Raw genomic sequence first — 26,198 nt, 5'->3', positions numbered from 1 at the left:
CGCGACAAGCACTTGCGAACCAGTTCAAGCCGCGCTCCATTGGGCGCGGCTTTTTCTTTTGGTTTTAAGGGCATGAGGAGCGCGCAACTATGAGCAAACCATCCATCAAGGAGGTGCGGGAGCGCTTCATCGCACCGCCCGGCGAAACGTTCGACCTCTCATCGCGCGACTCAGGCGACCGTGAGCTTTTCCCCGACAAGAAGCATGCGAAAAAGTCCCTGAAGGCCGATGCCGGTGCGATCGACGAGCTGCAGGACCTGCTGTACGCCACGCGCGAGCAGGCCCTTCTCATCGTGCTGCAGGGCATGGACACTTCCGGCAAGAGCGGCGTGATCCGCAATGTCTTCGCAGACACCTCCCCGCTCGGCATGAAGGTGAAGGCCTTCAAGGCCCCGACCCGGATCGAGCTCGGCCATGACTATCTCTGGCGCGTGCATCAAGCCACGCCCCGCAAGGGCTTTGTCGGCATTTTCGACCGCTCACATTATGAAGACGTGCTGGTCGTGAAAGTCCGCAACTTTGCCCCCGCCGACGCGGTCGAGCAGCGCTATGACCAGATCAACCAGTTCGAAAAACACCTCACCGAGAACGGCACCAAGATCCTGAAATTCATGCTGCATGTCGGCCATGAAGAGCAGGGCATCCGTCTGAAAGAGCGGATCACCGAGCCGCACAAGCGCTGGAAGTTCAATCCGGGCGACCTTGAAGATCGCAAGCTCTGGCCGGACTTCATGTCTGCCTATGAAACCATGGTCGAGCGCTGCTCTACCGAATGGGCGCCGTGGTATGTCATCCCCTCAGACAGCCGCCCTCGCCGGAATGCCGCCATTGCGCGGATCGTGCGAGGAACCATGGAAGAGATGGGCCTGGAATGGCCCGATCCCGGCCACAAGCTAGAAGATTTTGATTTCAGCTAAACGTCCAGCCCCAAAAAGAAGCGGCCCGCCAGGCGACCGGTTGATGTTGGGTCAACCAGAAGCCGGGCGGGCCTATTGATGCGCTCGGGCGTCGAATTACTGGGTCAGGGTCAAGGACCCACGCATCAATCCCTGTCTTAGCTGACGGAAACAGAGCCGCCGCTGGACTTGTCGATCGTGACATTTGTGGCGCCGCCGCCAACGCGGACACTGCCGCCGGAAGAGGCATCGGCATCGACGCGGTCGGTTGCATAGGCGCGGATCGAGGCGCCGCTGGACACATCAGCGACCAGAGCGGTGCATTGCAGATTGCTCGCATCGATAGAGGCGCCGGAAGACGCTTCGGCCTCGACCGTGGTGCAGCTGCCAGCCACCTCAACAGTCGATCCGCTGGACGATTCCAGGTCGACTTCGCCGGCACTGATGCCCGCAACAATGACGTCCGCGCCGGAGGACACGTCGATATCGACGTCGCCGCTCATGCCGCCGCCTTCAACACTGGATCCGGAGGAGGCTTCAATATCGGACAGGGATTCAACACCGACGCGAACCGTGTATGGGGTGCGTTTTTTACCCCAGCCCATCTTGCGTGGGCGCTTCAGGATGAGGTCGCCATCGTCGACTTCGACGATAATGTCGCTGAAGTCGCCCTTGTCGTTTTCCACCGTGACATAGCGCGACACACCGGTTTCGAAGATCACCTCGATGCCGGCGGACACATCGATGCCGTCGAAATTGCGAACATCATAGGATTGGGTTTCCGCAAAGGCTGGCGCTGCGAGCGCGACAGCCGATACGATGGCGAGGGGAGCGATAAGTTTGGACATGGGGAAAATCCTTGCAGTCATTTGATCTTGAACGTGAATTTTTCGGCTTGACTTGGCCTTATCGATATTCAATACATCATCTTATCGTAAGTCAATAAGGGTTTGACAAAAAATGACCAGAAAATCCATCCTCCCAATGTTTGTTACAGCTGTAGCCTCGTTAGCGGTGCTCGGCGGCTGTGTCATTATCGATTCCGATGAAGACGATGCCTTTCGCGCCGACTGGGATCTTGATCGCACATATGGAACCCTGAAAGGCGCAGACGTCGCGGCAGACACCGTGACGGCACGTGTCTCCTCGAATGGCTGCACCACGAAGGATTTCATCGGTGCCGACGTGCGCAAGACCGGCGAAGACCGGTTCTCCATCGGCTTCTTCCGCGAGAAGGAAGATTATTGCCGCGCCTACCTGCCTGAAGGCGTCGAGCTTGTCTGGACCTTTGCCGAACTCGGCATTCCAGAAGGCGCGGAAGTGAGAGTCCGCAACGAAGTCAGCAACTAGACTGGCAGAAAAATCAGGGCCTCGCCCCGGCAGTCATGCCGGGCGGGGCTTTTTTGCGCCTAGTCCGCAAAAATAATGCGAGGCTGTTGCGGCGCTTTCGATGTCGCCTGGCGCGGCGCAGACGTTACAATCTCGACGGCTGGCGTCTCGGCAATCGGGTTGGTTGATGGCCCATGGCACGTCTGAAGCAGGCGCCGTGCCTGATAGAGCGAGCGGGGCGAGGAAAACCGCGCCTCCATCCCGTCAGCAACGAGGTCGCAATTGCAGTCCCGGCCCTCGGTTTCGACGCCGTCGACCACGTGGAAGATGCGCTTGCAGCCATCAACGGCCTGCGTCGATATGCGGGTCTGCATCGACTGGCCTGCTTCAGTCTGCCAGCTCGTCGAAACGGAACGGCAGATCTCATCCCCGGCGGCAGAGGCCGCAAGGCTGGTTAACGCGAAAAGTGCGCCGGAGAGGAACAGTCTGATCATCGCCCACAGACTAGCAGGTTTCGGGCCAGATGCCGTTTCAGGCAAAATGTCAGTTTGATCATTTTGTCCTCCCACGTTTTCTAACCGGACACTGACGCATCATCGTCTGCATTTCCAGAAATGGGCGCGCTCTTTTTTACGCACGGTCTGGACAAATCCGGACGGGCGCTTATTAGCAAATCACTTCGCCGGGCTTGGTCTCGGCCCAGAAATTTTCCCTGACGCAAACTCAACAGGCCCGGTCGCAGTGACCGGCGCGAACGAGATTTGCGCCGCGGGAAACATTCACAATGGAAACCAATAGCTTGCGCGCCGACTGCGCGCGATGCGCTGCGCTGTGCTGCCTTGCGCTGGCGTTCGACCGCTCCGAGCAGTTTGCAATCGACAAGAAATCTGGCGAACCTTGCCCGTATCTCGACGGCTGCTCCGGTTGCCGGATTCATTCAGACCGTGAGCCGCTTGGCTTTGGTGGATGCGTGACGTTTGACTGTCTGGGCGCGGGCCAGCGGGTGAGCGAACACTATTTTCCGGGCCAGAGCTGGAGCGCTGATCCGTCGCTGATCGAGCCGATGTCGCGAGCTTTTCTGGTCGTGCTGCGCGCGCATGAATGCCTGCTACTGCTTCGCGAAGCGCAAAAACTGCACTTGCGCTCTCACGATTTTGAACGCGCATCAGCCCTGCAGAAGAAACTCTGGCTCGCCGGTTGCGATGGTGTGCAGATTTCAGCGCTCCAGAAAGAGACTGCTGACTTCCTGTCAGGCCTGAAAGCCTATGTAGAAGACCGCCCTAGTCGACCAGTTCGTAGCGATAGGATTCGATGACGGTGTTAGCGAGCAGCTTTTCGCACATCTCTTTGACGCGGGCCTCTTCGGTGCCGGCTTCGACGCCGTCGAGGTCAAGCTCGATCACCTTGCCGATGCGCGCGCCCTTCACCTCGTCATAGCCCATCCGGCCGAGCGTATCGGCAACGGCCTTGCCTTGCGGGTCGAGAACACCTGGTTTCAGGCCGACATGGACGATGGCTTTCATGGCGAATCTCTCCGGCTGTGTGCGAGTCGCGCCCCGTTTAACCCATTCGCGCGTCCATTGGAACGCGCCTATTTCGCGGAACTGTTGAAGTCCAGAATATCGGCCGCCTGACCGGATTCCTTGATGATACCGAGGCGGCGCGCGACTTCGGCATAGGCTTCCGTCACCCCGCCAAGGTCGCGGCGGAACCGGTCCTTGTCGAGCTTCTCATTGGTCTCGAAATCCCAGAGGCGGCAGCTATCCGGGCTGATCTCATCGGCCAGGATGGTGCGCACGATCTCGCCTTCGAAAAGACGGCCGAACTCGATCTTGAAATCGATAAGACGGATCCCGACAGCCGCGAACAGCCCGCACAGGATGTCGTTGATACGCAGGGCCATGGCGATGATCTCGTCCATCTCCTGCGGGCTCGCCCAGCCAAAGGCGGCGATATGCTCTTCGGAGACAAGCGGATCGCCCAGCTCATCCTTCTTGTAGCAGAACTCGACAATGGCGCGGGGCAGGGCCTCGCCTTCGGTAATCCCGAGGCGTTTCGACATGGTCCCGGCGGCGACATTGCGCACGATCACTTCCAGCGGAATGATTTCCACCTTCTTGATCAGCTGCTCGCGCATGTTCAGCCGTTTGATGAAATGGTTGGGGATGCCCATCGCGCCGAGGCGCGTCATGATGAACTCGCTGATGCGATTGTTCAGCACGCCCTTGCCATCAAGCACGGCTTTTTTCTCGGCATTGAACGCCGTGGCGTCATCCTTGAAATACTGGATCAGGGTGCCCGGCTCCGGTCCTTCGTAAAGGATCTTGGCCTTGCCTTCGTAAATCATCCGCCTGCGCGACATCGCAGCCTCCCCTGGAGATGGAACTGAAAGTCGCAGCGCCCATTACGGCTCCGCATTCAGCCTCCACAATCAAATCGCAGTGTTACTCTCATCGAGAGGGCGAAACAAATGATGATTCAGTACGATTCGCCAGTGGTATTGTGAGCGGAACGCTGCAGTGGTCTTGCGCGCGGCATGCAGCCCGCTCTATATGCCCGTGACCATTATGAAAAGCCCGCAACACGAGGAAGGCTTGCCAATGAGCACATTCGACGATCGCGAACGCGCCGAAGAAGCGAAATACGCCCATGATTCGGCGCTCGACTTCAAAGTCATGAACCGCCGCAACAAGCTGCTCGGCGTCTGGGCCGCTGACCTTCTCGGCCTGCACGGCGCCGACGCCGAAGCCTATGCCAAAGAGGTCGTCATGTCTGACCTGGAAGAGCCGGGCGACGAGGATGTGTTCCGCAAGGTGCGCGCCGATTTCGACGCCAAGGGCGTTGACCGCTCCGATGCCCGCATCCGTGAGCACATGGCAGAACTGGTCGCGGTCGCCCGTGAGCAGATCATGAAAGAAAAGAAGGACTAGGCGTCAGCCTTTGCCGCTGACCAGCTGAGCGCTTCACCACGGCTTGTCCGTGGTGCCCATCTTCGGCCACCAGACCTTGGTGACGAATCGGGAGATGGACCCCATGGATGAAGCATGGGGAGGCGCCACATTCAGGGGCTTGAAGCGGCGCCGCATGCTTCTCATCTAGTTTCGAGTAAACCGACCATCCGGAGACCGACATGAGCGACGACACCCAAACTGCCATCGACCAGGCCGTCAAAGGCAATGATGTGCTGCTCTTCATGAAGGGCACGCCGACTTTCCCGCAATGCGGTTTCTCCTCTGTTGTCGTCCAGGTGCTCGACTATCTCGGCGTCGATTATGTCGCCACCAACGTGCTGGAAGACCAGGCGATCCGCGAAGGCATCAAGGTCTATTCCGACTGGCCGACCATTCCCCAGCTCTACGTCAAAGGCGAGTTCGTCGGCGGCTGCGACATCATCAAGGAGATGTTCGAAAGCGGCGAGCTGAAGACCTTCATGGCCGAAAAAGGCATCGAGATGGAAGCGGCCTGACGCGTCCGCGCGCTCTTGCCGGCATTTCGGGCAATCCCAAGAGAGCTCCTGTTTCCTAACTTCAGTTGACGCGGCCACCTTCCTTCAAGTCTAACTGGGTACAGTCTTGGAGGAGCGCTCATGAAACCTGCTATAAGCATTGCGTCACTATTGCTTGCGCTTGCCGCCTGCGTGTCTTCCGAAACACCTGTCGAGGAAACAGCGCTGCCATCTGGTGTCGTCGAAACCGTCACGACTGAAAACATTCTGGAACAGACAATCATTGTGGATGCGCCTGTTTCTGACGTCTGGGACGCGTTCACCACATCAGAAGGCTACATGGCCTGGGCGACCCCGTTTGCTGTGATTGATCTTGAAATCGGCGGACAGATAGAGAGCAGCTACGAGCTCGACGCTCAGGCCGGAGAGAGCGACAATATCAAGCTCGAAATCCTCGCCTATCTCCCGCAAGAGTTACTCGTCCTGAAGACGGTTCAGGCGCCGCCCGGGTTTGCCTCGCAGGAAACGCTCGACCGGCTGGTCTCGGTGTTCGAATTCGACCCGGTTTCAGACACCCGGACCCTCGTCACGATTAGCGGCGTCGGCTATGGCGATGACGAGGAGTCAAAGCGGTTGCGGGAGTTCTTCGTCGAAGGAAATGCCTATTCCCTACGTGCCTTGCACAACAGCTTCACGGCAGGCCCCACAGACTGGGAAGAGATGTTTGCCGCGCGGCAGCAGGCACAATAGCCAGCTGATTTAGCCTATCTGCGACTCCCCTGCTCACCCGCCCGCATTAATCGTCAGCAGTGGCGATACCCCGTCGCTGGCGGCGGACTGCAGCGCGAGTAGGAAGGTGACGAGGTTGAACGTGGTCTTGGAATCGAGATCGCGGTCATCGATCCAGAACCAGTGGTCGCGATAGTAGATTTTCACTGCCGCGCCAGCCGGTTCGCTTGTGCCGGACCGGACCTGGAAGACGCCGCCAAGATAGGTCGGCCAGTCAGGGGTCCGCGACGAGGTGATGGCGCTCTGCGTGGTAAGGCCGGCGGCGCGATGAGTCTCAGGGACGTCCACCGCGTGCGAGAGCGCATAGAGCGCGCCGAGCACGGTGCGGGTCTGGGCGTAGTGCGGGTCAGCCTGTCGCCCGGAATCCTTGGCAACCAGACGAAACTCCATCTTGCAGTCGCTCGTTTTCAAGAGCTCAAGCAGCGGGGCGCAGGCATTGCCCCGCTCTGAATCGATGACGAGATAGGTGCCGACGCCCTCATCGCCCTTCATCCGGTCGATCCAGACCCGTTCCTGCTGTTGCAGGCCGCGCAGCAGGCCCGCCATTTCCCGGAACTCATGATTGTCCGGAATGACGGCTGGCGTCGGGCCAGACACGCTGGCGGCATTGGAGAGCGGCCCGATCCGCTCAATGCAGCACGAGATGAGCCGCTCCACGCTCCAGCCGGAATTGGCCAGCAGCACGATGGTGTCCGGCGTGATCGGCGCGAGCAGGTCCTGGGCAAACTGGCTGCTGTCGAGCGGCTTGTAGACGGTGGTCGGCGTCTCGCTGACGCTGGCGCCCGGAATGACAAGCGATGAACCATTGGACGCGTTCTGGAAGGGCAGGAGGTTCTCGGCTGACAGCGAGAAGACATATTGATGCTGCGTCGTGATCCCGTCGACATCCATGAAGACGATCGGGTCGCGATATTTCAGGCGCACCAAATTGAGCAGAAGCTGCTCGCTCTTCGTCGTCGCGACCGCCTCATTATAGGCATAGCCCGACGGGCTGATCGTTGTTGCGCCCCGATGGCTCGTACACCCGGCCAGTAAGGCAAGGCTGGTCAGGCCAGCCAGCAGAATTTTTGTGAAAGGTCTCATGCCTCTTGCGTCCCCGTTTCGTCCCTGAGGGGACATTAGACGCGGTCTCATCCCGGCGCAAAGCCGTTCGCTTGAGAGGAGTCTGGCGGGGCTTTGCGTTCGCCGGGCACAAAATCTGACCCGGACTCCACGATCTCTGCGCCTTTTAAATCAGGTAGTGGAGACTTTCATCATGTATATCGACGCGCCAGACAGCGCCAATAAAGGGTCATCCTTCACGGTCCAGATCAGCAACATCCCCGGCAATGCCGAAAAGCTCCGTATCGACAAGGACGGGATGCTCGGCCAGGCAAGAGAGGTGTCCGGCCAGCGAAAAACCGTCACGCTGTCTCACAGTTTTGCAGGCCGGATTTCCTTGACGGCCGTCGCCCTCGACAAGTTCGGCGATACGCTGGACAGCGCGTCGACCTCGATCACCATCAAGGACCCGGCCTTCGACAATGCCGATGCCGGCGCCCCTGGCGGCTTTGCCAATCCGGAACAGGGCTTTGGGGATGGGGGACAAGGCAAACAGGCTGCAACGCTGTATTGTGCCAAGCCGCGGGTTGGCCAGCCCTGGCGCCTGCGCTTTGCCAATGTTGCGCCCTATCACAGCCTGGTGGTTGAGTTTTATGGCAGCAATGGCGGGATTTTCCGGCTGTTTCCCCGCGGCCGGAACGAGATGATCACGAGCCTCAGCCCGAAAAAGCCAGGCCCGGTCAAGATGAAACTCAGCCTGCGAAATAACAAGCTGGGCGTTGTCGATGTTCAGACGTACGGGTTCGATGTGGCCCCGGCCGGCGACCAGATGATGCAGGGTCAACCGGGTGATATGGACTTTGGCAAAGGTGAGACCGGGCTATCCATCGATCCGATGAGCGAGCTGAAGCCACCAAACATGGTCCCGCACGACACGTTCACGGGCGAGGAGTTTGTCATGATGGCGGCAGAGGCGGGCCACAATCAGGGCTCCAGCCTGCCTGCCAGCTTCGACGCTGGAAGAAGCTCCATCGATGACATGCGAAAGGACATGCAGGCGCGCTCCGACGCATTGCTCGACCGGCTGAAGAAGCGCTGAGGCCCGCCCGAACGGGACTGATATCAAGAAACGTTTGCCGTTCTCACCGTTTAATGTAGCGTTCCACCAACGGGTGGGAAAAACATGACAGAAGAGATCAGGCCGCCAAGGGTGGTCGGTACGATTGGCGCAACCTTGATGAGCGTCAATGGCATGATCGGAGCGGGCATTTTCGCGCTTCCGGCCATCCTCTATGCCGAGACAGGCAACTTTGCGCCCTGGATGTTCCTGATCTTCGGGCTGCTCTTCTCCTGCAACATCCTGGTCGCCTCGCGCATGGCCGCGATGTTCCGCTCCTCAGGCGGGGTGCAGCTTTATGCGCAGGCGGCGTTCGGACCCATTGTCGGCTTTCAGGTCGGCTGGCTGCTGGTGATCGCCATTTCAGCCGGACGGGCCGCCACATTGCATGTGCTCGTCTCCTATCTTTCGGTCTTCTTCCCGTTTCTCCAGGATGGACCGGCCCGGATCTTCGCGGTCCTGGCCCTCCTGATCGCATTGAGCGCCCTGACCACTTCCGGCATGCGCAACGCGGTCGCTGGAATCATGGTGGGAACCGTCCTGAAGGTGACGCCCATCCTTCTGCTTTGCGTGGTCGCGTTCGCCGTTGGCGGCCTGTCGGTCAGCTTCGAGCTGCCGAGTTTCGGAACGTTTGAATCGGTCGCCCTGCTGGTCTATTTCGCCTTTTCGGGAACGATCAATTCGACGTATTCAGCCGGAGAGATCAAAAATCCGCGCCGGACGCTACCGCGCTCCATGCTCCTGTCGCTGGCGGCAATCATCGTCCTCTACATGGCCGTCCAGTGGGCCTATATCGCCGCCGGCGCTCCCAGCAGCGCCGGTAATGCCGCCCCGCTTGCAGCCGCTGCAGGCGCCGTCATGGGCGAAACCGGCGTGGTGATCCTGACGCTTGCGGCGATTTTCTCGATCACGACAAACGCTCTCACCTTCTTCGTGTCGGGACCGCGCATCATCTATGGAATGGCGGACCGCGGCCTGCTCCCGAAGACGCTGGCCCACGTCTCTGACCATTTCCGGACACCGGACCGTGCCATCCTGCTGTTCACGCTTATTGTCGCGATGGTATCGCTCAGCGGCAACTTTACCTTCCTCGCGAAGGTCACATCGCTTGGCGCGCAGATCGCCATACTCAGCATGTTTGCCGCTTTCGTGTATTTCCAGGTGCGCGGCCGCGAGGGCCATGACACCGGCTTGACCCCCGTCTGGGTCCTGATCGTGTTCGTCGGCGTGGCCTTCTCGATCTATGCCAGCGCGCAGGCCCCGCTTGAAGCCTTCGGGCTGATCGCCGGGCTGATCGTGATCGGCACGCTTCTCTCATTCGTCGCCCGACGCAATGAGATCGAGAAACCCGCCCCGATTGTCGATTGAGGCGGCGGGGCCTGTCTGCCGCGCTACGCCCCAACAGCCCTCGCCTTCTTCCCATCTCGCCCCGCCGCTGGTAAAGGCGCGCCCATGAGCACACTCATTCAGACCCCGCCGAAAGCGTCCGCAAAAACCCAGCCGAAAGTCGGCATTGTCTCGCTTGGCTGCCCCAAGGCGCTGGTGGATTCCGAGCGGATCATCACCCGCCTGCGCGCCGAGGGCTATGCCATAGCGCCCGACTATGAGGGCGCAGACCTGGTGTTGGTGAATACGTGCGGCTTCCTCGACAGTGCCCGCGATGAGAGCCTTGAGGCCATCGGCGAGGCGATCGAGGCGAATGGCAAGGTGATCGTGACCGGATGCCTCGGCGCGGAACCCGAGGTGATCCAGAAGGCGCATCCAAAGGTGCTCGCCGTGACCGGACCGCACCAGTACGAGCAGGTGATGGACGCGGTGCATACGCATCTGACGCCGCCGCCGGACGCCTTCACAGACCTCGTGCCCGAAACCGGCCTGAAGCTCACGCCGCGCCACTATTCGTATCTGAAGATCTCAGAGGGCTGTAATAATCGCTGCAGCTTCTGCATCATTCCGAAGCTGCGCGGCGACCTCGTCTCCCGCCCGATCCACCACGTCCTCACAGAAGCCGAACGCCTCGTCAAAGCCGGCGTGAATGAGCTGCTCGTGATCAGCCAGGACACCTCGGCATACGGGCTTGATGTGAAGTATGCGCCGCAGACCTGGAAGGGCGAGGAATACGAAACCCGCTTTCTCGATCTGGCGCGCGGGCTCGGCACGCTCGGCGCCTGGGTGCGCATGCATTACGTCTACCCATACCCGCATGTCGACAAGGTCATCCCGCTCATGGCTGAGGGCGCGATCCTTCCCTATCTCGACATCCCGTTCCAGCATGCCTCGGCCAATGTGCTGAAACAGATGAAGCGCCCCGCCAAGCAGGACCGCGTGCTCGAACGCATCCAGCAATGGCGCCGTGACGTGCCGGGCATGACCATCCGCTCGACCTTCATTGTCGGCTTTCCGGGTGAGACCGAAGAGGATTTCGAGATCCTGCTCGACTTTATCCGCGAAGCGAAGATCGACCGCGCCGGCTGTTTCAAATATGAGAATGTCGAACATGCCGAGAGCCGGCTGCTCGAGGGCCATCTGCCCGAAGAGGTGAAGGAAGAACGCTGGCACCGCTTCATGGCGCTGCAGGCTGAAATCTCCTCAGAGCGCGCCGCCGCACAGATCGGCACCACACAGGACGTCATCATCGACGGGCCGGGCGAAGAACCGGGCGAGATGCTGGCCCGCTCAAAGGCCGACGCGCCGGAGATTGACGGCGTCGTTTACCTTGCCAATGCCAGCCACCTCAGCGCAGGCGACATTGTCAGCGCCCGCATCTCGGATGCCGACGAGTACGATCTGTACGCAGAGCCAGCCTAGGCAGGCGAGGCCTTTACGCGGCCCTTCAGTGCTTCATCCAGGCTCGGTCGATCACTGGCGCCCTCTCGCCGTCTTCGGGCAGGCAGCCGCGCTCATAGATATTGGGCTTGTCCTGCTGACTGACCTTGGCCGGGACATAGGGCGCTTTGCAGGCCTGATAATCAACGCTGCGCGGTGTCGGCCCGCCAGGGGCAGGCGATGTCTCACCCGGGGCAAGCGTGAAGTAATCGCATGACAAATCCGCCTCGTCGGTCGGCGCGGTACACAGGCGCGCGAGCAGTGTTTCGTCACATGTGTTCGAAATGGTGACGTCATCGGCATCAAAGTCGAGACAGTCAAACCGCGCAGCATGTTTGTACGGCTGGGTCTGCTTGGACAGAAAATACCCCGCAACCGGCAGCCCCACCACGACGAGCAGCACAAGGGCGAGCGTTCGAAAGTTCACCTTCATGAGGCCTTCTCCGGCCTCCTGCAGCCATCTACGATCCGTGCCGAGTTCTGCACGCTTTTCTTGTCGCCCGGCACATAGGGCAACTTGCAGGCATGGACGGTGGTTCGCACGACAGGATGATTGTCTTTTGCCGCGTCAAATTCGTCGCGCAGCTCGCTCATCTTCTCGCCGGGCGCCAGCTCGACCACGCCGCATGTCTTCTCCAGCCCCGTCGAGCGGAAGCAGTAGCGCGCATTGATCGGCTCGTCGCAGCCATTGCTGTACGGCCCGGTATCGTTCTCGCGCACGAGGCATTCATTGGCACCGGCATGGGCCGTCGGATTGGTAAAGCGCGACAGGACATTGGCGCCTATCGTGAGCAGCACAACAATCAACAGGATGCGCAGCCAGTTCGGAATTTTAGCCAGTATGGTCTTCATTTTCGTGTTTCCCCCTCAGGCAGGCAGCCCTGTTTCATCCGCTTTGTATTCATGTCCTCAACCATGCCCGGCATGAAGGGCAGTTTGCAGGCATAGGTCTCGGCCCGCAGCAGCCCGCCAAGCCGCGCAAGATCGGCGTCAATCTCGGCCCGGTCAAACCCTTCGCCGGGCTCAAGCCGCTTTGTCTTGCAGATATCATCAGACGTTTTCGAATAGAGGCACAGCTCGCCATTGATCGCAAAATCGCACGTATTCTGAAGCGGCGGTTCAACGTCCATGACCGGGCCGAGGCAGTGATTCACATTGGCGAGGCGTTCGGGCTGCAACCACATCATCGTCACCCAGCCAAACACCAGAAATCCGAAAAACGTGCCCACCGCCCAGAGGCAACCCTGCCCATTTCTCTTCGCCTCGACAGTCGTCATGCCGCCGCCTCCCCGCTGACATCATTAGCAGCGTTCTGCAGAAAGCACAGCAGAAAGGGCCAAAAGAAAAGCCCCGACCAATCTGGCCGGGGCTTCGCAATATTTAGAAGGCAGATGAGCCCTAGGCCATCTTCTTCTCAAGATTGGTGGCGACGGCTTCCAGGAAGCCTTCCGTCGTCAGCCAGTCCTGTTGAGGGCCGATGAGCAGCGCGAGGTCTTTCGTCATCTGGCCGCTTTCAACGGTCTGGATGACGACCTGTTCGAGGTCTTCAGCGAACTTGGTGACTTCAGGCGTGTTGTCGAGGCGGCCACGATGCGCGAGGCCGCGGGTCCAAGCGTAGATCGATGCGATCGAGTTGGTCGAGGTCGCTTCGCCCTTCTGGTGGTTGCGGTAGTGACGGGTCACCGTGCCGTGTGCAGCCTCGGCTTCCACCGTCTTGCCGTCCGGCGACATCAGGACCGAGGTCATCAGGCCGAGCGAGCCGAAGCCCTGAGCGACCGTGTCGGACTGCACGTCACCATCATAGTTCTTACAGGCCCAGACATAGCCGCCGGACCATTTCATGGCCGCTGCGACCATGTCGTCGATCAGGCGGTGCTCATAGGTGCCACCGAATTCCTTGAAGGCGTCGGCGAATTCATTGTCGAACACTTCCTGGAACAAATCCTTGAAGCGGCCATCATAGGCTTTCAGGATCGTGTTCTTGGTCGAGAGGTAGACCGGCCATTTGCGGGTCAGGCCAAAGTTGAACGAGGCGCGGGCAAAATCCCGGATCGACTCGTCCAGGTTGTACATGCCCATCGCGATGCCGGCATCCGGGAAGTCGAAGACTTCGTATTCCTTGGAGTCGGAACCGTCGGACGCTTCCCACTTCATGGTCAGCTTGCCCTTGCCGGGGACGAGGAAGTCAGTGGCGCGATACTGGTCACCATAGGCGTGACGGCCGATGACGATCGGCTGGGTCCAGCCGGGTACCAGACGCGGCACGTTCGAGATCACGATCGGCTCACGGAAGACAACGCCGCCAAGGATGTTGCGGATCGTGCCGTTGGGCGAGCGCCACATCTTCTTCAGGCCGAACTCTTCAACGCGCGCTTCGTCCGGCGTGATGGTGGCACATTTGACGCCGACGCCGTATTCCTTGATCGCGTTTGCCGAGTCGATGGTAATCTGGTCGTCCGTTGCATCGCGGCTCTCGATGCCGAGATCGTAATATTTGAGATCGATATCGAGGTATGGGTGAATAAGACGGTCCTTGATCATCTGCCAGATGATGCGGGTCATCTCGTCGCCATCGAGCTCGACGACGGGATTTTCGACCTTGATCTTTGCCATCGTGTGAAAGTCCTTTCAGTTGCACTGGTTTGTGGGCGGCTATAGCAGAAGGGTTAGAATGGTCAAAAGCGACTTTCGGGCACGGGGGCCCGGAAAGCAGTGAGGTTACATGTCTAGACACCATATTTTGCTCATTATCGCCATGCTCAGCGCCTGTTTCGCCCTGTCGGCACTGGCTGAGGACAGCCCGGCTGACGCCACGGTCGAGATTGGCCCGACAGACACTGGCGACTGGCACGTCTCCTATTCGTTTGCAGAACCGCAGACCGCGCTCGCCTTCGCCCGCTCGCGCAATGATTATCGCAGCGCCACATGGACACTCGAAACAGACGACGCCCAGTTCGGCCGCGCTTTTGACTTCGATGTCATCGTTTTCGACAAGCCAACAAAGCAGGTGAGCTTCTCGATCATTCCGCTGACCAGCGCGCTGGAAGCCGATTACACGCCTTTCGTTACCTTCTCCGATGGCGGCCTTGCCATCTTTGAAGGTCAGTTCAGCCTCGTCCCCTTTGAGGACCTTGATGCGATCAAAGCCCTTGAGGGCGATCTCACCAATACTGAGGCCGGGCCGCTCTCCATGGATGTCAAAGTCGCATCCGATCAGCCGATCATTGTCGATGGCGCCGTGCATGAAGGCTCGCTCACCCACCGGGCAAAGAACGGCGGCACCTATATCTATATGGGCAATAGCGAGGTTGAGACCTTTGACAGCTTTGCGGTCGTGCTCGATCAGGGGCTGCCGGACTGGCTGCAGGCGCGCTTCGACAGCGATCTTGGCAAGATATTCAGCGCGCTCGAAACCCAATGGGGCTTCGAACTTGAGGACAAGGCCACCGTCCTGCTCGCCTTCAAGGGCACAAGCGGCGAAGGCTTCTCGGCCTCGGGCGGCGCGCTTGACCAGCTCCTGATGATGGAAGTGGGCGGCTCCGCCTTTGCCGAGGCCAGCTTCAACTCCCTGTCATACCTGCAATGGTTCTTCGCGCATGAGGCTGTGCACCTGTTCCAGACAGCCGAGGGCGCCGAGTTTGCCGGTGACAGCGATGCGTGGATTCATGAAGGGGCGGCCAACACCATGGCCTATGCCATCATCGCCGCCCAGCTCGGCGAGGAAGACCGCCAGAAATTCCTCTCAGCCGTCTACGCCAACAGCTTCGATGAATGCGTTGCCGCGCTCGAAGGCGGCCCGCTCAACACGGTGAGTGAGCGCGACCTCTTCTCGGCAAACTATGCCTGCGGAGACCTTATTGCGCAGGCCACGGACGGCTTCCTGAAGCGCAAGACCCTCTTCGAATTCTGGAACCGCCTGATTCAGAATGCGGTCTCGCTCGATCAGCCAAGGATCAATGAAACCCTCTATTTCACAACGATGCAGCTCTTCGGGTCGACCCGCGCCCAGCGCGACAAGATTCGCACCATTGTCGAGGACGAACTCGATGACCCGGCCGCGGCGCTCACCGATCTGCTGGAAAGCGCAGGCCTCGAGCCTGAGTTCGACGGCAAGGGCAATCTGGTCAAAATGAACTGGCCGGTCTATGCGGCGGAATGAGCGCAAGACATCAGCCCATCATCATCCTCGCAGAGCCACAGCTTGGTGAGAATATAGGCTCCACCGCGCGGGCCATGCTGAACTTCGGGCTGACCGAGCTTCGCATCGCCGCCCCGCGCGACGGTTGGCCGAACCCGGCGGCTGAGCCGCTCGCCGCAGGCGCGTTCGAGGCCGGTGTCACGGTCACCGCCTTCGACAGTGTGGAGGACGCCGTCGCCGATCTCGGCTTCCTCATTGCCGCGACGGCCCGCCCGCGCGAGATGGAAAAGCCCGTTACCAATGCCGGCGGCGCGGTCGACAGTCTTTGCGCCCAGACCACCGCCAAGGGCGTCCTCTTCGGAAGTGAAGCCCAGGGCCTCTCCAATGACCATATCGCCCTCTGCGACGCGATCATGACCTATCCCGTCAACCCGGCCTTTGCCTCGCTGAACCTCGCACAGGCCGTCATCGTCTTCGCAGCCGCCTGGGGCGATGCGCAGGGCAGGGAAGGGCGCTTCGAGGGGAAAAATGCGGGCGTCGGAGACCCTGCCTCGCGCGAAGACCTGATCGGCATGTTCGAACACTTCGAATATGAGCTGGAGCGCGCCGGCTATTTCCATCCGCCAGACAAGACGCCGCTGATGACGCGAAACCTCCGCAACGCCTTCATTCGCGGCCAATGGACCATGCAGGAAGTGCGCACTTTTAGGGGCGCCGTCAAAGCCCTCGCCCTCGGCCGCGGCAAGGCCCGGATCGTCCGTGACGACTGAACGGATAGCCGTGATCGGTGCCGGACCGGCGGCGCTGATGGCGGCTGAAACCCTCTCAGAAGCAGGTCTCGGCGTCGATATTTTCGAGGCCATGCCGAGCGCCGGGCGGAAGTTTCTCATGGCAGGGAAAAGCGGGCTCAACATTTCCCACACCGGCTCGTTGGCCGACCTTCTCGCACAGTTTCCCGCCCTTGATGACCGGCTGCGGGACGGCCTCGCTGCGTTCGGGCCAGAAGACATCGTCAGCTGGATGGAGGGCCTCGACATGCCGGCGCATACCGGCCCGACAGGGCGCATCTTTCCTGAAACGATGAAAGCCTCGCCCCTGCTGCGGGCCTGGCTACGCCGCCTGGAGCGCCGGGGTGCCCGCCTGCACCTGAAGCATCGCTGGACCGGCTGGAACGCCGATGGCGCCCTGGTCTTCGCTGCGCCGGGCGGGCAGGTTGTAGCCCGGCCCGCCGCGACCGTCTTCGCCCTCGGCGGCGGCAGCTGGCGCAGGCTCGGCTCAGATGGCGCATGGACGGCACTTTTCGAGACAGCGGGCATCCCGCTCGCGCCGTTCCGCCCATCCAATTGCGGTTTCACCACCGACTGGTCGGACAAGATGCGCGAGCAATTCGCGGGCGCCGCCATCAAGGGTGTGCGCCTCTCTGTAGGCGGGATGGAAACCCGCGAAGAGCTCACCGTCACGGCGCGCGGCGTGGAAAGCGGCGGCGTCTACACGCTCTCTGCGCCCTTGCGGGGTGAGGTCGAAACCAAGGGCTCTGCAACGCTCTGGCTCGACCTGCTGCCCGATCTGGAGACGCCTGAGATCGCCGCGCGCCTCGCTGCAGCGCCAGCAAAGCAGTCGCTCTCAAATCGGCTCCGCAAGGCCTTGAAGCTAACCGGCGCAAAGGCCGCTCTTTTATATGAGTGCGCAGACCGGGCGGCGCTCAATGATCCGGCGAAAGCAGCAAACGCCATCAAGGCCTTGCCACTGACGCTAACCGGCACAGCGCCGCTGGACGAAGCCATCTCCACAGCAGGCGGCGTCGCATGGGAGGCGCTGGACGCACATTTCATGCTGAAAGACAGGCCCGGCCATTTCTGCGCAGGCGAGATGATCGCGTGGGACGCGCCCACCGGCGGCTATCTGATCACCGCCTGCATGGCGACCGGCCGCGCGGCGGCGGCTGGCGTTTTGGGATGGCTGGCGCAGACCGACTAAGCTTTCCCGCGCAGCGAGCGGTCAATTATACCCAGATATATCGCACGTGACGCCGCCGCCGCTGGATGACGCGCCACCTGTTTCGAGATTTGTAATCGTCACCGGCTTCACGCAGTCGCCATATTGGGAGCGGCGAAGCTCGTAATCGAGAACGGCCCCGGCGCGTTCTCGCAAGAGGGCGAGCTCCTCCTCATCAAAGTCCAGCTCTTGAAGTTCAATCATGGCGCAGAGCTGGCTGGCCTTGAGCTCAGTCCAGAAGCCGTGCTCATCCAGCTCTGAGACAATATCCAGATATCTCAGCCGGTCTGACTGCGGCAGTTCTACTGATTTAGAGAGGATTTTCAGGCGCGATTGCAAGTCTGTGATCTTTGTCTGGTGTTCGAAGATGTCGCCAGCCTGTTTGAACACGAAATCGAGGTCTGAACGCCGGATCGGGTCCATGCCGTTGAGGACGCCACGAGCCAGTTCAGCCTTCCAGACACGGTCTGTCCACGGCCTGTTAGGCGACCGCAACACCTGCTCGATGGCGCGGGCTTTTCCTTGCTCATCCTGCTCAAGCGGCATGCCTGTCCAGGTTTCACCTGGCTCAAGCAGGCGCTCGGAAAGCTCGCCGAGACCTTGCACGCGGCAATCCCTCAGCGAGATGCGTTCCTTCGCCCAGACATAGTTGAGAAGAAGATCGGACCGGATCGCTGCTTCCGCCTCTGCAAGCTCGGCTCTCGCCTGGCGTTGCTCATTCCAGCTGGTGATCTGGAAGGCGATCAGGATACCGGCCACAACGATCAGAAAGTCGAGCACAACAGCGAACCAGTTCTGGTCCTTCACATTCTTCGAAAGCCGTCGCAGCAGCATGGTCAGTCCCCCTTGGCTATGCCTGCACAGAACTGTTTCTTTGGCAATCCGGTCAGGCGCTGCGATCCGCTTCGGTGCATCGCTCGCGCTCGGCCTCGCGCTGGGCGTTCCATTGTGCGCGGAGCACGGCGATCCGCTCCCTGAAGCGCTCCTCCAGCAAGTCTGCGGAGATCACCCGGTCTGTCCGGAAATGCCGGAAGTCATCGCGCAGCTCACACCAGGCGCAGACCATCCGCACATCCTCCCAATAAGCGATCAGGAACGGCCATATCGTCCGCGATGAGACGCTGCCATACTCGTCCGTGTACTCGATATGGAGCTTTTGCTGATGCCGGATCGCGGACCTGGCGAGAGACACATCGAAACTGTCCTTCACCCGGTTATCGAACCGCGTCACCGGGTAGACGCCCGCATCCACGATCACCGGCTCAAGCTCTGCCGGCACCACGCTGGACAGCTTCGCGATCAGATCCTCAGCCCCGCGCGCCAGGGCATCATCCCCGCGTGCCGCGACCCATTTCGCGCCAAGCACAGCCGCTTCCAGCTCATCCGCCGTCAGCATCAGCGGCGGCAAATCATAACCGCTATCGAGCACATAGCCGGTTCCGGCCTCACCCCGGATCGGCACGCGCTGCGCGATCAGCTCGGCCATGTCGCGGTAAAGCGTGCGCAGCGAGACCTCCAGCTCTTCGGCAAGGTGCTGGCCGGTCACAGGCCGTCTTGCCCGGCGCAGCACCTGGATGATCTGGAACAGCCGTTCTGTCCGTCTCATTCTGTTTTCGGCCTCCTGACACGCTGCTGACATAATGCTGTCAGCAGGGGCCAGATATCAACCCTTCATCTCAATCAAGGAAAGGAGAGAGCCATGACGACACTTTACGGATGGGGCCCGATGTTCGACTGTCCGTCGCCCAGCCCCTATGTGATGAAAACCGACATCCAGCTGCAAATGCTCGGCGTCGAATTCGACCGCGCCATCGCCGATCTCGACAGCGTCTCCAAGCACAAGGCCCCCTATGTCGAGGATGATGGCGAGATCATCCAGGACAGCAATTTCATCCGCGCGCATTTCGAGAGGAAGCTCGGCACGTCGCTGATGGATGGCCTGACGCCGAAACAGCAGGCCCAGTCCTGGGCCTTTGAGCGCATGGCAGAGGGCCATCTGGGCGCCGTCATGGCCGGGGAGCGCTGGATGATCGATGAGAACTTCAAAAAGGGTCCCGCCATGTTCTTCATGGGCGCGCCCGAAGCCATGCGCGAGCAGATCATGCAGGAGACGCGCGAGGGCATACGCACCACCCGCTATAATTCCGGCATTGGGCGTCATTCGCGCGATGAGCAGCTCCAGCTCGCCGCCTGGGATATCGCTGCCATCGCCGCCCAGCTCGGCGACCAGCTTTTCCTCTTCGGCGATGAGCCAAGCGTGGCCGATGCGTCCGTCTCTGCTGTGCTGATCTCCTCGGCCACGCCATACTTCGACACGCCGCTGGCCGGGCTCGTCACACAGCATGCCAATCTTGGCGATTACATCAAACGGATGCGCGAGACCTATCTCGCCGAACGCGCCTGGCCGGACCTTGTCGCCGCATAAGGCGGCTCGGCCAGTCCGGATAGAAGCGTTTCCTCCCGCCTGCTCAGCGGTGGCCCACGTCTATCGGGCGCGGCTGGGCAGGTTCGCTTGTGCCAGCTCATCGGAGAGGCGCTTGCCCGTCGTCGCATACACCTTCTCGGCTGATACGGCGGCTTCGTCACAGCCGCTGCGACGCGCGCTTTCGGCCGAATAGGCCTCGTTGAAGGCGGACACCATGGAAGAGCGAAGACGGCTCTGATACGGCGCTTCGACGCCCAGAAGCTCCTGCATGTAGAGCCGCCAATACTGGTCGTCGCGCCCATTGCAGAGCAGCCTGATCGCGTGCGCCGATCCCAGCGTCGATGACAGCGACACGACATCCCGGATGTAGTTCTGGTCGCGCGTGTCGGAGACATCATATTCCGGCTGATAGTCCCGGTCATAGTCCTGGTACTGGCCATGCGCGGCGCTGACTGGCAGGAAGGTGGCCAGAGCGACCATAGCGAGGCCCCGCAGATGTTTGACTGTCTGATGCATCACAATTCCTTCACCCGCCTTGAGGCGCGGCTCAAGCCTTTCGCTGACCATATTTCACCACTGACCATAACCGATAGTGAACAAATCGGGCGGCCATGGGGCGAGGCTGCAACGGATGGGATGCTCGCCTATGCCAATGCCGACATCTGGTTCAGCCCGGCTTCGCGCGCCTTCGCCAAGACCATCTATACCGCCCCCCGGCTCGTTTGGTTCCAGTCCAGCGCAGCCGGTCTTGAAAATCCTTTCCTGCAGAAGGCTGGCGAGAAGGCCGAAAAATATACGTCCAGCCATGTCCAGTCCGAAGCGATTGCCGAATGGGTCCTCTGGGCGGCGTTCGACTGGTTCGGCAACGGGGCCCAGCGCCGGGACGCGCAGGCGAGACAGGAATGGGAGAAAGTCCACTTCCGCGAAATCTCCGCCACGCGCTGGCTGATCTACGGCTTCGGTCATATCGGCGAAGCGGTCGGCCGCCGCCTCAGGGGGCTGGGTGCTCACGTCACGGGCGTGCGCCGGTCAGAGCATGTCTCTCCTTTTGCAGACCATATGCTTCATCCCGATCATGTCAGCGCAGATGAGATCGCGCTGGCCGATGCCATCCTGCTCTGCGCGCCGCACACGCCCCAGACCGAAAACATGGCCAATGCAGACTTCTTCGCCGCGATGAAAGACGCCAGCCTGTTCATGAATGTCGCCCGCGGCGCCCTCGTCGATGAAGACGCGCTGCTCGAAGCGCTCGACCAGGGCAAGCCGGCCCACGCCGCGCTCGACGTCACAAGCGAAGAACCGCTCCCGAAAGAGAGCCCGCTCTGGTCCCATCCCGGCGTCACGCTGACGGGGCACACCTCTGCGTTCACCTCAGAGTCCCGCGCCCGCAATGATGAGCTCTTCCTGGAAAACCTCGCCAACTTCCTCAACGGTGCGCCCCTGAAAAACCTCGTCAAACGCGAAGCCTTCGAGGCACAGGCGGTTTAGGAAGCCCGCTTCATCTGCACCGTTGCGATGAGCCGCAGAGATAGCTGCTGGAGGCGCCGCTATTGTAGGCATCGCGCGAGCTCTGGCGGGCCGCTTCCATGATGTCATACTGGCTGGTGTCAGCCGCCGCCGGCGACGAGCTGCCGGTTGAGCCGGTATAGGCCGGGCCGTATTGCACCGTACGGTTGGACGGAGGCGTCAGTCTCCAGATGCGGTTGCCGCAATAGGCGGCCTGCCAGTCATCCGCCCATCTCATGCAGGTTTCAGCCATGTCGAGCGTGACCATGTCATCATATCCCGCCTGCATGACCTTCATGATGGTCTCGGGCAGGAATCGCGTGTCGCCGCTATAGGCAAGGTTGAGCGCGCCGGAGTAGTCGCCGCCCGCAAGCATTCTTTTGATCTGGTCATGCTGGGCTTCAAGCGCCTGTTCTTCGGCCTCGCGCTTCGCCAGGATCGCGGCCTGTTCGGCCTCCTTCTTCTGGCGTTCCGCTGTAGCTTTGCGCTCCAGATCTTCAGCCACAAGCTTCTCGTACTGCGCATGGGCCGCCTTGCGCCCTTCCGGCGTCATGGCTTCGGCCACAAACAGGCGCGCGGCCTCCATGTCGTCGAGCCGTTCGGGATTGGCGCGGAAGTACCATCCCTTGTCGATGCCGACGCGGCTGATAATCACATCGACCGACCCATCCGGAAACACGCAGTAGATGCCATTGAACCAGGCCAGTGTCGGATCGGGATCATTGCGGACGTCTTCGGGGATATAGATCGGATAGACCCCGGTGAAGGCGGCCCAGGTTTTCGAATACACCGCGTGGTGCGGGTTCAGATAACTGAAATAGTAGGTCGACTTCTCCGGGTCGTAAGCCGCGCTCCAGGTGTCGATCGAATACATATAGCTGCGCCAGTCAGGCTTGAGGGGCGCAAGACGCTTGCCATTCGGCGTGTTCCAGACGGCCACCATGAAGCCATCGGCGAAGGCTTCCAGCGGATCCTCTTTCAGATCTGTTGTGACACCGCTGCCGACAGGCCGCACGCCGAGAAAGTCCGGGGTGGTGTCCCGGAGATAGCGCATGGATGAGAGCGAGCTTTCATCCTCGACTGGGATATAGAGCTGCTGGTCAGCGTCCAGCACATACATCGCCTGCCGGAAGGGATGGGTCACCTCCAGCGTTGACGCGCCACGTGACTGCACGTCGCTGGTCGCAGCCGGGTCCTCCATGACGAGCTGGTCGTAGACCGATCCATCCGGCCGGGACCGGCGAACGAAGTAATCCTGGTGCATGGTCACCTTGACCGGTGACTCCCCGGTGACGCCAATCGACACGACATTATCGATCGGGGGGCGCAGAGAGAATTCCTGCTTGAACTTGCTAAAGGTCAGCAGCTGGATCGTCTGGCGGGCGCCATCATCGGCGGTGATCAGATAGTAGAGCTCGTCGCCATAGAGATTGACGAGGCCGGTGATCTGCTCGTCGACGATATCGGTCGTGCCGATCTTCCCATCGCCCAGCTTTTTCAGTTTTCCGTTCGACAGGCGCAGCACATACCAGGTCTCGGTGCCAGGCGCGCGGACCAGCATGTGGTCGGTGTTGAGCGGAAAGAGGCCGGACCATTCCGGCTTCACCACCCAGTCGCCATCCTTCTTCGAGGTGCCGGTCGCGCTCTTGTAATAGATACCGAACAAATCGGTCCCGGCGCGGGCCGTGCCCTTCTTCACCTTGGTATCGGCGTTCACCCTGTAGCGCGCATAATGGAAGGGGACCGCGTCGCCGCGCTCGAGCCCCCATTTCTTCTTCGCTTCCCCTCCAACCAGCACGTTCGGGATCGCCGCGAGGTCGGTCAGCGTCCCATTCTTCGGGCCTTTCAGCGCGACACCGGGGTTGAGGGACTGTTCTGCCGTCTGCTGTGTGGCTGTCTCTTGAGCAGCAACCACCGGAACGGCAAAAAGCAGGACAGCGATGCAGGCGATACACATTCTGGCCGCTTTAACCGTGCCAGATGCTGTCAGCGCCTCATGCAGCATAGGGCGTGAAAAACCAAAGTGTGCCAACTGCCTATCCAATCTTTTCGAATTTGATGCAGCGTGGCACGAAACGCCAGAATCGAGAATATGGAAACGACAATGAGGCTCCGATGCCCGTTGTCACCAGCCGCGTCTCTAGTGTGGCTTAAGGTCACTCGCAGCCCGTCTCCGTCTCAAACGTGAAGCTGGAAAACACGGTCTGGTAGTCGGCCTCGTTCAGCAGGCCGTCGACCGGCTCTGACCACACCGTGTGGACCAGCCAGCGGCCCTCGCTGAGGGACCCGCCGAGATCGGCGCGGCCATCCTCGTCCGTCTTGGTCGTGAAGTCTTCACCTGCGCCGTCGAGGTTCGTCACATGCAGCGTGGCCGATGGCACCGTCTCGCCGTAAAACTGGACCTCGACCTCAAAGGCCTCGCCTTCGTCCCACGCGAAAGGGTTGTCCACCGCCACGACTTCCAGCGTCAGGCCAAGCGGCTGCGCCCAGATCGGCTCGGCGTCGGCCGCGCACCCGCGCTGGATCAGCGCCTTTCCGCGCCGCGAATAGAGTTCCCGCCCGGCAGCCTCGTCGAGCCGGTTCGCCGCCCGGTCCGCCGCGATCGGCAGGATGCCTTCTTCCTCGACATAGGACGTGAATTTGTCCGCCGGTAGCTCACTAAAGGCATTGGTGCTTTCAAGGACCAGCATGTGCAGGCCGGGATCGGTCAGCTGCACGACTGGCTTTTCGGCGAAAGTCTCCGCTCCGGCCATCTGGCTTGTGACGCCGCCCGGTCCGAAGCTGCGGAAGCCGACAATGCGGTGTGGGGCGGCTGGCCAATGCGCCTTGTCCTCGCCATGGCCCGTGAAAATATCGACCGCGACGGATGTTTCCTCGTCCAGCCAATAGCTTTCCGGCTCAAGCCAGAAATCGTGAGCGGATGCGGCCGGGGCTATCGCTGCAGCGCCCGCCAGTAGTACGCCAGTCAATGTGCGCATGAAAATCTCCTCCGAAGGAATTCCCTACAGGTACGACAGCGAGATGCCTTCGGGTCACAAGCGAGAAATTTTCCGCCTGCCGCACCCGGACATTGCCCGGCGACGTAACTGGTGAGCGTTCAAAACTGTGAGCGCGCCTCCAGGAAGGGGAACACCGGAATGAAACTCTCACACGTCTCACTTGCCGTCCTTGGTGCGGCAGCTTGCGCGACCTCGATCGGTCCCGCGCTCGCCTCAAGCCATCGCGAAGCGCCCGGAATCACCGAGCAGCCAAAGGTCGACGGCACCGATTTCTACATGTTTCGAAGCTATGAAAGCGGCCGCCAGGACTATGTCACCTTCATCGCCAATTATCAGCCGCTCCAGACGCCCTATGGCGGTCCGAACTACTTCACCATGGACCCGGATGCGCTTTATGAGATCCACGTCGATGTCGATGGCGATGCGGTCGAGGACATCACCTATTCCTTCGACTTCGACAACAATCTCGTTGGCGGGACCGGCGTGACCGTCCCGGTCGGCACCAAGACACTGGCCATCCCGCTGCGCCAGGCTGGCGGCATCACCGCCGGTGACCAGAGCGCGCTCGGCGAGACCGAATCCTACACCCTCAGCGTCGTCACAGGAGACCGCCGCTCGGGCGACCGCTCCTCCATCGGCACCTATACCAAGCCGGTCGACAATATCGGCAACAAGACGCTGCCCAACTACGGCGCCTATGCCAACCAGTACATCAACGACATCTCGCTTCCCGGCTGCGGGTCCGGCCGTGTCTTCGTCGGCCAGCGCGCAGAAGCGTTCGCCGTCAATCTCGGTGAGATCTTCGACCTTGTGAACTTCGTACCCGTTGAAGGCGACAGTGCCCCTGGCGCAGGCGATGGCGGCGGCTTTCCGGGCGGTATCACGCAGGACCGCGCCAATGATGACCTCGTCGGCAAGGCCAATGTGACCTCCATCGCGATCGAGGTGCCCATCGCCTGCCTCGACGCAGACGGCGACGGCATTATCGGCGCCTGGACGACGGCGAGCCTGCCGCAAGCCGAAATTGAAGACCCGTCGCCGACCTATGAGCAGACCTCGCTTTATGGCGGCGCCTATGTCCAGCAATCGCGGCTGTCCGCCCCGCTGGTCAATGAAGTCGTCATCGGCCTGCCGGACAAGGATTTGTTCAACGCCGCTCAGCCGACGCAGGACTCGGCGCTGGCGGACTATGTCACCAACCCGACCCTGCCGGTCCTGCTGGACATCCTGTTCCGCGACGCGGTGAACAACACGCTCGGGACCGATATCGACAATCTCGCCCCGTCCAACCTGCCACGCACCGACCTGGTCGCGGCCTTCCTGACCGGCATTGAAGGGCTCAACCAGCCGGCCAATGTTCAGGCGTCCGAGATGATGCGCCTCAATATGGGCATCGACCCGACCCCGCGTGACAGCCAGAGCAGCTTTGGTGTGGCGGGCGATGATCTTGCCGGTTTCCCGAATGGCCGCCGCCCCGGTGACGACACGGTCGACATCGCGCTTCGTGTCGCCATGGGCGCGCTTTGCCACCCGGTGCCGATCAACGGAACGCCGACCAATCTCGGCTATTGCTCGCCGGACGATGCGCCCGTGGGCAATGTCGCGTTCACGGACGGGGCTCCGATCAGCGCGGCAGAGCTGAAAGCAAGCTTCCCCTACCTCAATGATCCCCTTGCCGGTTCGCCGAACTAA

At 60.9% G+C, this 26,198-nt stretch carries 29 protein-coding genes; 15 read left to right on the top strand and 14 right to left on the bottom strand.

Features of this window, described 5'->3' with window-relative positions; all coding sequences use genetic code 11:
• The first annotated feature begins 89 nt into the window (after positions 1–89).
• Positions 90–917, top strand: coding sequence for a PPK2 family polyphosphate kinase (locus tag WNY37_RS17435; protein ID WP_342974677.1), 828 nt, complete (start codon positions 90–92; stop codon positions 915–917).
• Between the two features lie 137 nt (positions 918–1,054).
• On the opposite strand, the gene WNY37_RS17430 is transcribed toward WNY37_RS17435, so the two are convergent.
• Positions 1,055–1,744 carry a DUF2807 domain-containing protein gene (locus tag WNY37_RS17430; RefSeq protein WP_342974676.1) on the bottom strand — a complete coding sequence of 230 codons (690 nt, stop codon included), beginning with the start codon at positions 1,742–1,744 and terminating at the stop codon, positions 1,055–1,057.
• A gap of 112 nt (positions 1,745–1,856) precedes the next feature.
• Between WNY37_RS17430 and WNY37_RS17425 the strand changes: the two genes are divergently transcribed.
• Positions 1,857–2,246: a hypothetical protein gene (locus WNY37_RS17425; RefSeq protein WP_342974675.1), complete on the top strand. Its 390-nt coding sequence runs from the start codon at positions 1,857–1,859 to the stop codon at positions 2,244–2,246.
• 59 nt (positions 2,247–2,305) lie between these two features.
• Here WNY37_RS17425 and WNY37_RS17420 read toward each other — a convergent pair whose 3' ends face one another.
• Positions 2,306–2,719 carry a hypothetical protein gene (locus WNY37_RS17420; RefSeq protein ID WP_342974674.1) on the bottom strand — a complete coding sequence of 138 codons (414 nt, stop codon included), beginning with the start codon at positions 2,717–2,719 and terminating at the stop codon, positions 2,306–2,308.
• A gap of 290 nt (positions 2,720–3,009) precedes the next feature.
• On the opposite strand from WNY37_RS17420, the gene WNY37_RS17415 reads away from it, so the two are divergent.
• Positions 3,010–3,540 (top strand): hypothetical protein, encoded by a 531-nt coding sequence (locus tag WNY37_RS17415; protein ID WP_342974673.1) that lies wholly within the window; start codon positions 3,010–3,012, stop codon positions 3,538–3,540.
• Here WNY37_RS17415 and purS read toward each other — a convergent pair.
• Positions 3,506–3,748 carry a phosphoribosylformylglycinamidine synthase subunit PurS gene (purS, locus tag WNY37_RS17410; RefSeq protein ID WP_342974672.1) on the bottom strand — a complete coding sequence of 81 codons (243 nt, stop codon included), beginning with the start codon at positions 3,746–3,748 and terminating at the stop codon, positions 3,506–3,508. The genes WNY37_RS17415 and purS overlap by 35 nt on opposite strands.
• 68 nt (positions 3,749–3,816) lie before the next feature.
• Complete coding sequence (gene purC / locus WNY37_RS17405) at positions 3,817–4,587, bottom strand: phosphoribosylaminoimidazolesuccinocarboxamide synthase (RefSeq protein ID WP_342974671.1); 771 nt, start codon at positions 4,585–4,587, stop codon at positions 3,817–3,819.
• A gap of 238 nt (positions 4,588–4,825) precedes the next feature.
• Between purC and WNY37_RS17400 the strand changes: the two genes are divergently transcribed.
• The 3 genes from WNY37_RS17400 to WNY37_RS17390 all read left to right on the top strand — a co-directional run bounded on the left by WNY37_RS17400 (position 4,826) and on the right by WNY37_RS17390 (position 6,420).
• A complete protein-coding gene (locus tag WNY37_RS17400) occupies positions 4,826–5,155 on the top strand; it encodes a DUF1476 domain-containing protein (RefSeq protein ID WP_342974670.1) in 330 nt (109 codons plus the stop codon).
• Positions 5,156–5,355: 200 nt separating this feature from the next.
• On the top strand, positions 5,356–5,691 hold the full coding sequence (gene grxD / locus WNY37_RS17395; protein ID WP_342974669.1) for a Grx4 family monothiol glutaredoxin: 336 nt from the start codon (positions 5,356–5,358) through the stop codon (positions 5,689–5,691).
• Positions 5,692–5,811: 120 nt separating this feature from the next.
• Complete coding sequence (locus tag WNY37_RS17390; RefSeq protein WP_342974668.1) at positions 5,812–6,420, top strand: SRPBCC domain-containing protein; 609 nt, start codon at positions 5,812–5,814, stop codon at positions 6,418–6,420.
• Between the two features lie 33 nt (positions 6,421–6,453).
• Here WNY37_RS17390 and WNY37_RS17385 read toward each other — a convergent pair whose 3' ends face one another.
• On the bottom strand, positions 6,454–7,542 hold the full coding sequence (locus tag WNY37_RS17385; protein ID WP_342974667.1) for a hypothetical protein: 1,089 nt from the start codon (positions 7,540–7,542) through the stop codon (positions 6,454–6,456).
• 172 nt (positions 7,543–7,714) lie between these two features.
• On the opposite strand from WNY37_RS17385, the gene WNY37_RS17380 reads away from it, so the two are divergent.
• From WNY37_RS17380 to rimO, 3 genes are all read left to right on the top strand, one after another.
• Positions 7,715–8,599, top strand: a complete 885-nt coding sequence (locus WNY37_RS17380; RefSeq protein ID WP_342974666.1) for a hypothetical protein — start codon at positions 7,715–7,717, stop codon at positions 8,597–8,599.
• An 84-nt stretch (positions 8,600–8,683) separates the two neighbouring features.
• On the top strand, positions 8,684–9,985 hold the full coding sequence (locus WNY37_RS17375; protein ID WP_342974665.1) for an APC family permease: 1,302 nt from the start codon (positions 8,684–8,686) through the stop codon (positions 9,983–9,985).
• A gap of 84 nt (positions 9,986–10,069) precedes the next feature.
• The gene (gene rimO / locus WNY37_RS17370) at positions 10,070–11,425 is read left to right on the top strand and encodes a 30S ribosomal protein S12 methylthiotransferase RimO (protein ID WP_342974664.1); all 1,356 of its coding nucleotides are present in this window, start codon (positions 10,070–10,072) and stop codon (positions 11,423–11,425) included.
• A gap of 25 nt (positions 11,426–11,450) precedes the next feature.
• Here rimO and WNY37_RS17365 read toward each other — a convergent pair whose 3' ends face one another.
• From WNY37_RS17365 to WNY37_RS17350, 4 genes are all read right to left on the bottom strand, one after another.
• The gene (locus WNY37_RS17365; protein ID WP_342974663.1) at positions 11,451–11,876 is read right to left on the bottom strand and encodes a hypothetical protein; all 426 of its coding nucleotides are present in this window, start codon (positions 11,874–11,876) and stop codon (positions 11,451–11,453) included.
• Positions 11,873–12,295, bottom strand: a complete 423-nt coding sequence (locus WNY37_RS17360) for a hypothetical protein (protein ID WP_342974662.1) — start codon at positions 12,293–12,295, stop codon at positions 11,873–11,875. Before WNY37_RS17360 ends, WNY37_RS17365 begins: the two co-directional genes overlap by 4 nt.
• Positions 12,292–12,720 (bottom strand): hypothetical protein, encoded by a 429-nt coding sequence (locus WNY37_RS17355; RefSeq protein WP_342974661.1) that lies wholly within the window; start codon positions 12,718–12,720, stop codon positions 12,292–12,294. The genes WNY37_RS17360 and WNY37_RS17355 overlap by 4 nt, the downstream gene beginning before the upstream one ends.
• Before the next feature lie 121 nt (positions 12,721–12,841).
• Complete coding sequence (locus tag WNY37_RS17350; RefSeq protein WP_342974660.1) at positions 12,842–14,056, bottom strand: NADP-dependent isocitrate dehydrogenase; 1,215 nt, start codon at positions 14,054–14,056, stop codon at positions 12,842–12,844.
• A gap of 109 nt (positions 14,057–14,165) precedes the next feature.
• Between WNY37_RS17350 and WNY37_RS17345 the strand changes: the two genes are divergently transcribed.
• Genes WNY37_RS17345 through WNY37_RS17335 form a run of 3 tightly spaced genes read left to right on the top strand, consistent with a single transcriptional unit; the run spans position 14,166 to position 17,558 of the window.
• Positions 14,166–15,602: a hypothetical protein gene (locus WNY37_RS17345; protein WP_342974659.1), complete on the top strand. Its 1,437-nt coding sequence runs from the start codon at positions 14,166–14,168 to the stop codon at positions 15,600–15,602.
• Positions 15,599–16,351, top strand: a complete 753-nt coding sequence (locus tag WNY37_RS17340; protein ID WP_342974658.1) for a TrmH family RNA methyltransferase — start codon at positions 15,599–15,601, stop codon at positions 16,349–16,351. Before WNY37_RS17345 ends, WNY37_RS17340 begins: the two co-directional genes overlap by 4 nt.
• Positions 16,341–17,558, top strand: a complete 1,218-nt coding sequence (locus WNY37_RS17335) for a TIGR03862 family flavoprotein (protein WP_342974657.1) — start codon at positions 16,341–16,343, stop codon at positions 17,556–17,558. The genes WNY37_RS17340 and WNY37_RS17335 overlap by 11 nt, the downstream gene beginning before the upstream one ends.
• Positions 17,559–17,579: 21 nt before the next feature.
• Here WNY37_RS17335 and WNY37_RS17330 read toward each other — a convergent pair whose 3' ends face one another.
• Together WNY37_RS17330 and WNY37_RS17325 are read right to left on the bottom strand one after the other, a co-directional pair.
• Entirely contained in the window at positions 17,580–18,410 is an 831-nt protein-coding gene (locus WNY37_RS17330; protein ID WP_342974656.1) for a hypothetical protein, read from the bottom strand.
• Positions 18,411–18,462: 52 nt separating this feature from the next.
• Positions 18,463–19,182: a YafY family protein gene (locus WNY37_RS17325; RefSeq protein ID WP_342974655.1), complete on the bottom strand. Its 720-nt coding sequence runs from the start codon at positions 19,180–19,182 to the stop codon at positions 18,463–18,465.
• Positions 19,183–19,275: 93 nt separating this feature from the next.
• On the opposite strand from WNY37_RS17325, the gene WNY37_RS17320 reads away from it, so the two are divergent.
• Entirely contained in the window at positions 19,276–20,001 is a 726-nt protein-coding gene (locus WNY37_RS17320; RefSeq protein WP_342974654.1) for a glutathione S-transferase family protein, read from the top strand.
• Between the two features lie 60 nt (positions 20,002–20,061).
• On the opposite strand, the gene WNY37_RS17315 is transcribed toward WNY37_RS17320, so the two are convergent.
• A complete protein-coding gene (locus tag WNY37_RS17315; RefSeq protein WP_342974653.1) occupies positions 20,062–20,517 on the bottom strand; it encodes a TIGR02301 family protein in 456 nt (151 codons plus the stop codon).
• On the opposite strand from WNY37_RS17315, the gene WNY37_RS17310 reads away from it, so the two are divergent.
• Complete coding sequence (locus WNY37_RS17310) at positions 20,497–21,489, top strand: D-2-hydroxyacid dehydrogenase (protein ID WP_342974652.1); 993 nt, start codon at positions 20,497–20,499, stop codon at positions 21,487–21,489. The two genes, WNY37_RS17315 and WNY37_RS17310, sit on opposite strands and share 21 nt — an antisense overlap.
• A gap of 10 nt (positions 21,490–21,499) precedes the next feature.
• Here the strand turns inward: WNY37_RS17310 and WNY37_RS17305 are convergent, their stop codons facing one another.
• Complete coding sequence (locus WNY37_RS17305) at positions 21,500–23,539, bottom strand: hypothetical protein (protein WP_342974651.1); 2,040 nt, start codon at positions 23,537–23,539, stop codon at positions 21,500–21,502.
• A 124-nt stretch (positions 23,540–23,663) separates the two neighbouring features.
• Entirely contained in the window at positions 23,664–24,485 is an 822-nt protein-coding gene (locus WNY37_RS17300) for a DUF4198 domain-containing protein (RefSeq protein ID WP_342974650.1), read from the bottom strand.
• 159 nt (positions 24,486–24,644) lie between these two features.
• Here WNY37_RS17300 and WNY37_RS17295 point away from each other — a divergent pair, with 159 nt between their 5' ends.
• Complete coding sequence (locus tag WNY37_RS17295) at positions 24,645–26,198, top strand: DUF4331 domain-containing protein (protein ID WP_342974649.1); 1,554 nt, start codon at positions 24,645–24,647, stop codon at positions 26,196–26,198.

The organism is Henriciella sp. AS95, from assembly GCF_038900055.1.
In the GTDB taxonomy this organism is placed as follows: Bacteria; Pseudomonadota; Alphaproteobacteria; order Caulobacterales; family Hyphomonadaceae; genus Henriciella.
Note: the sequence above shows the minus strand (reverse complement) of the source record. Positions and strands in the feature narration are given on the sequence as shown.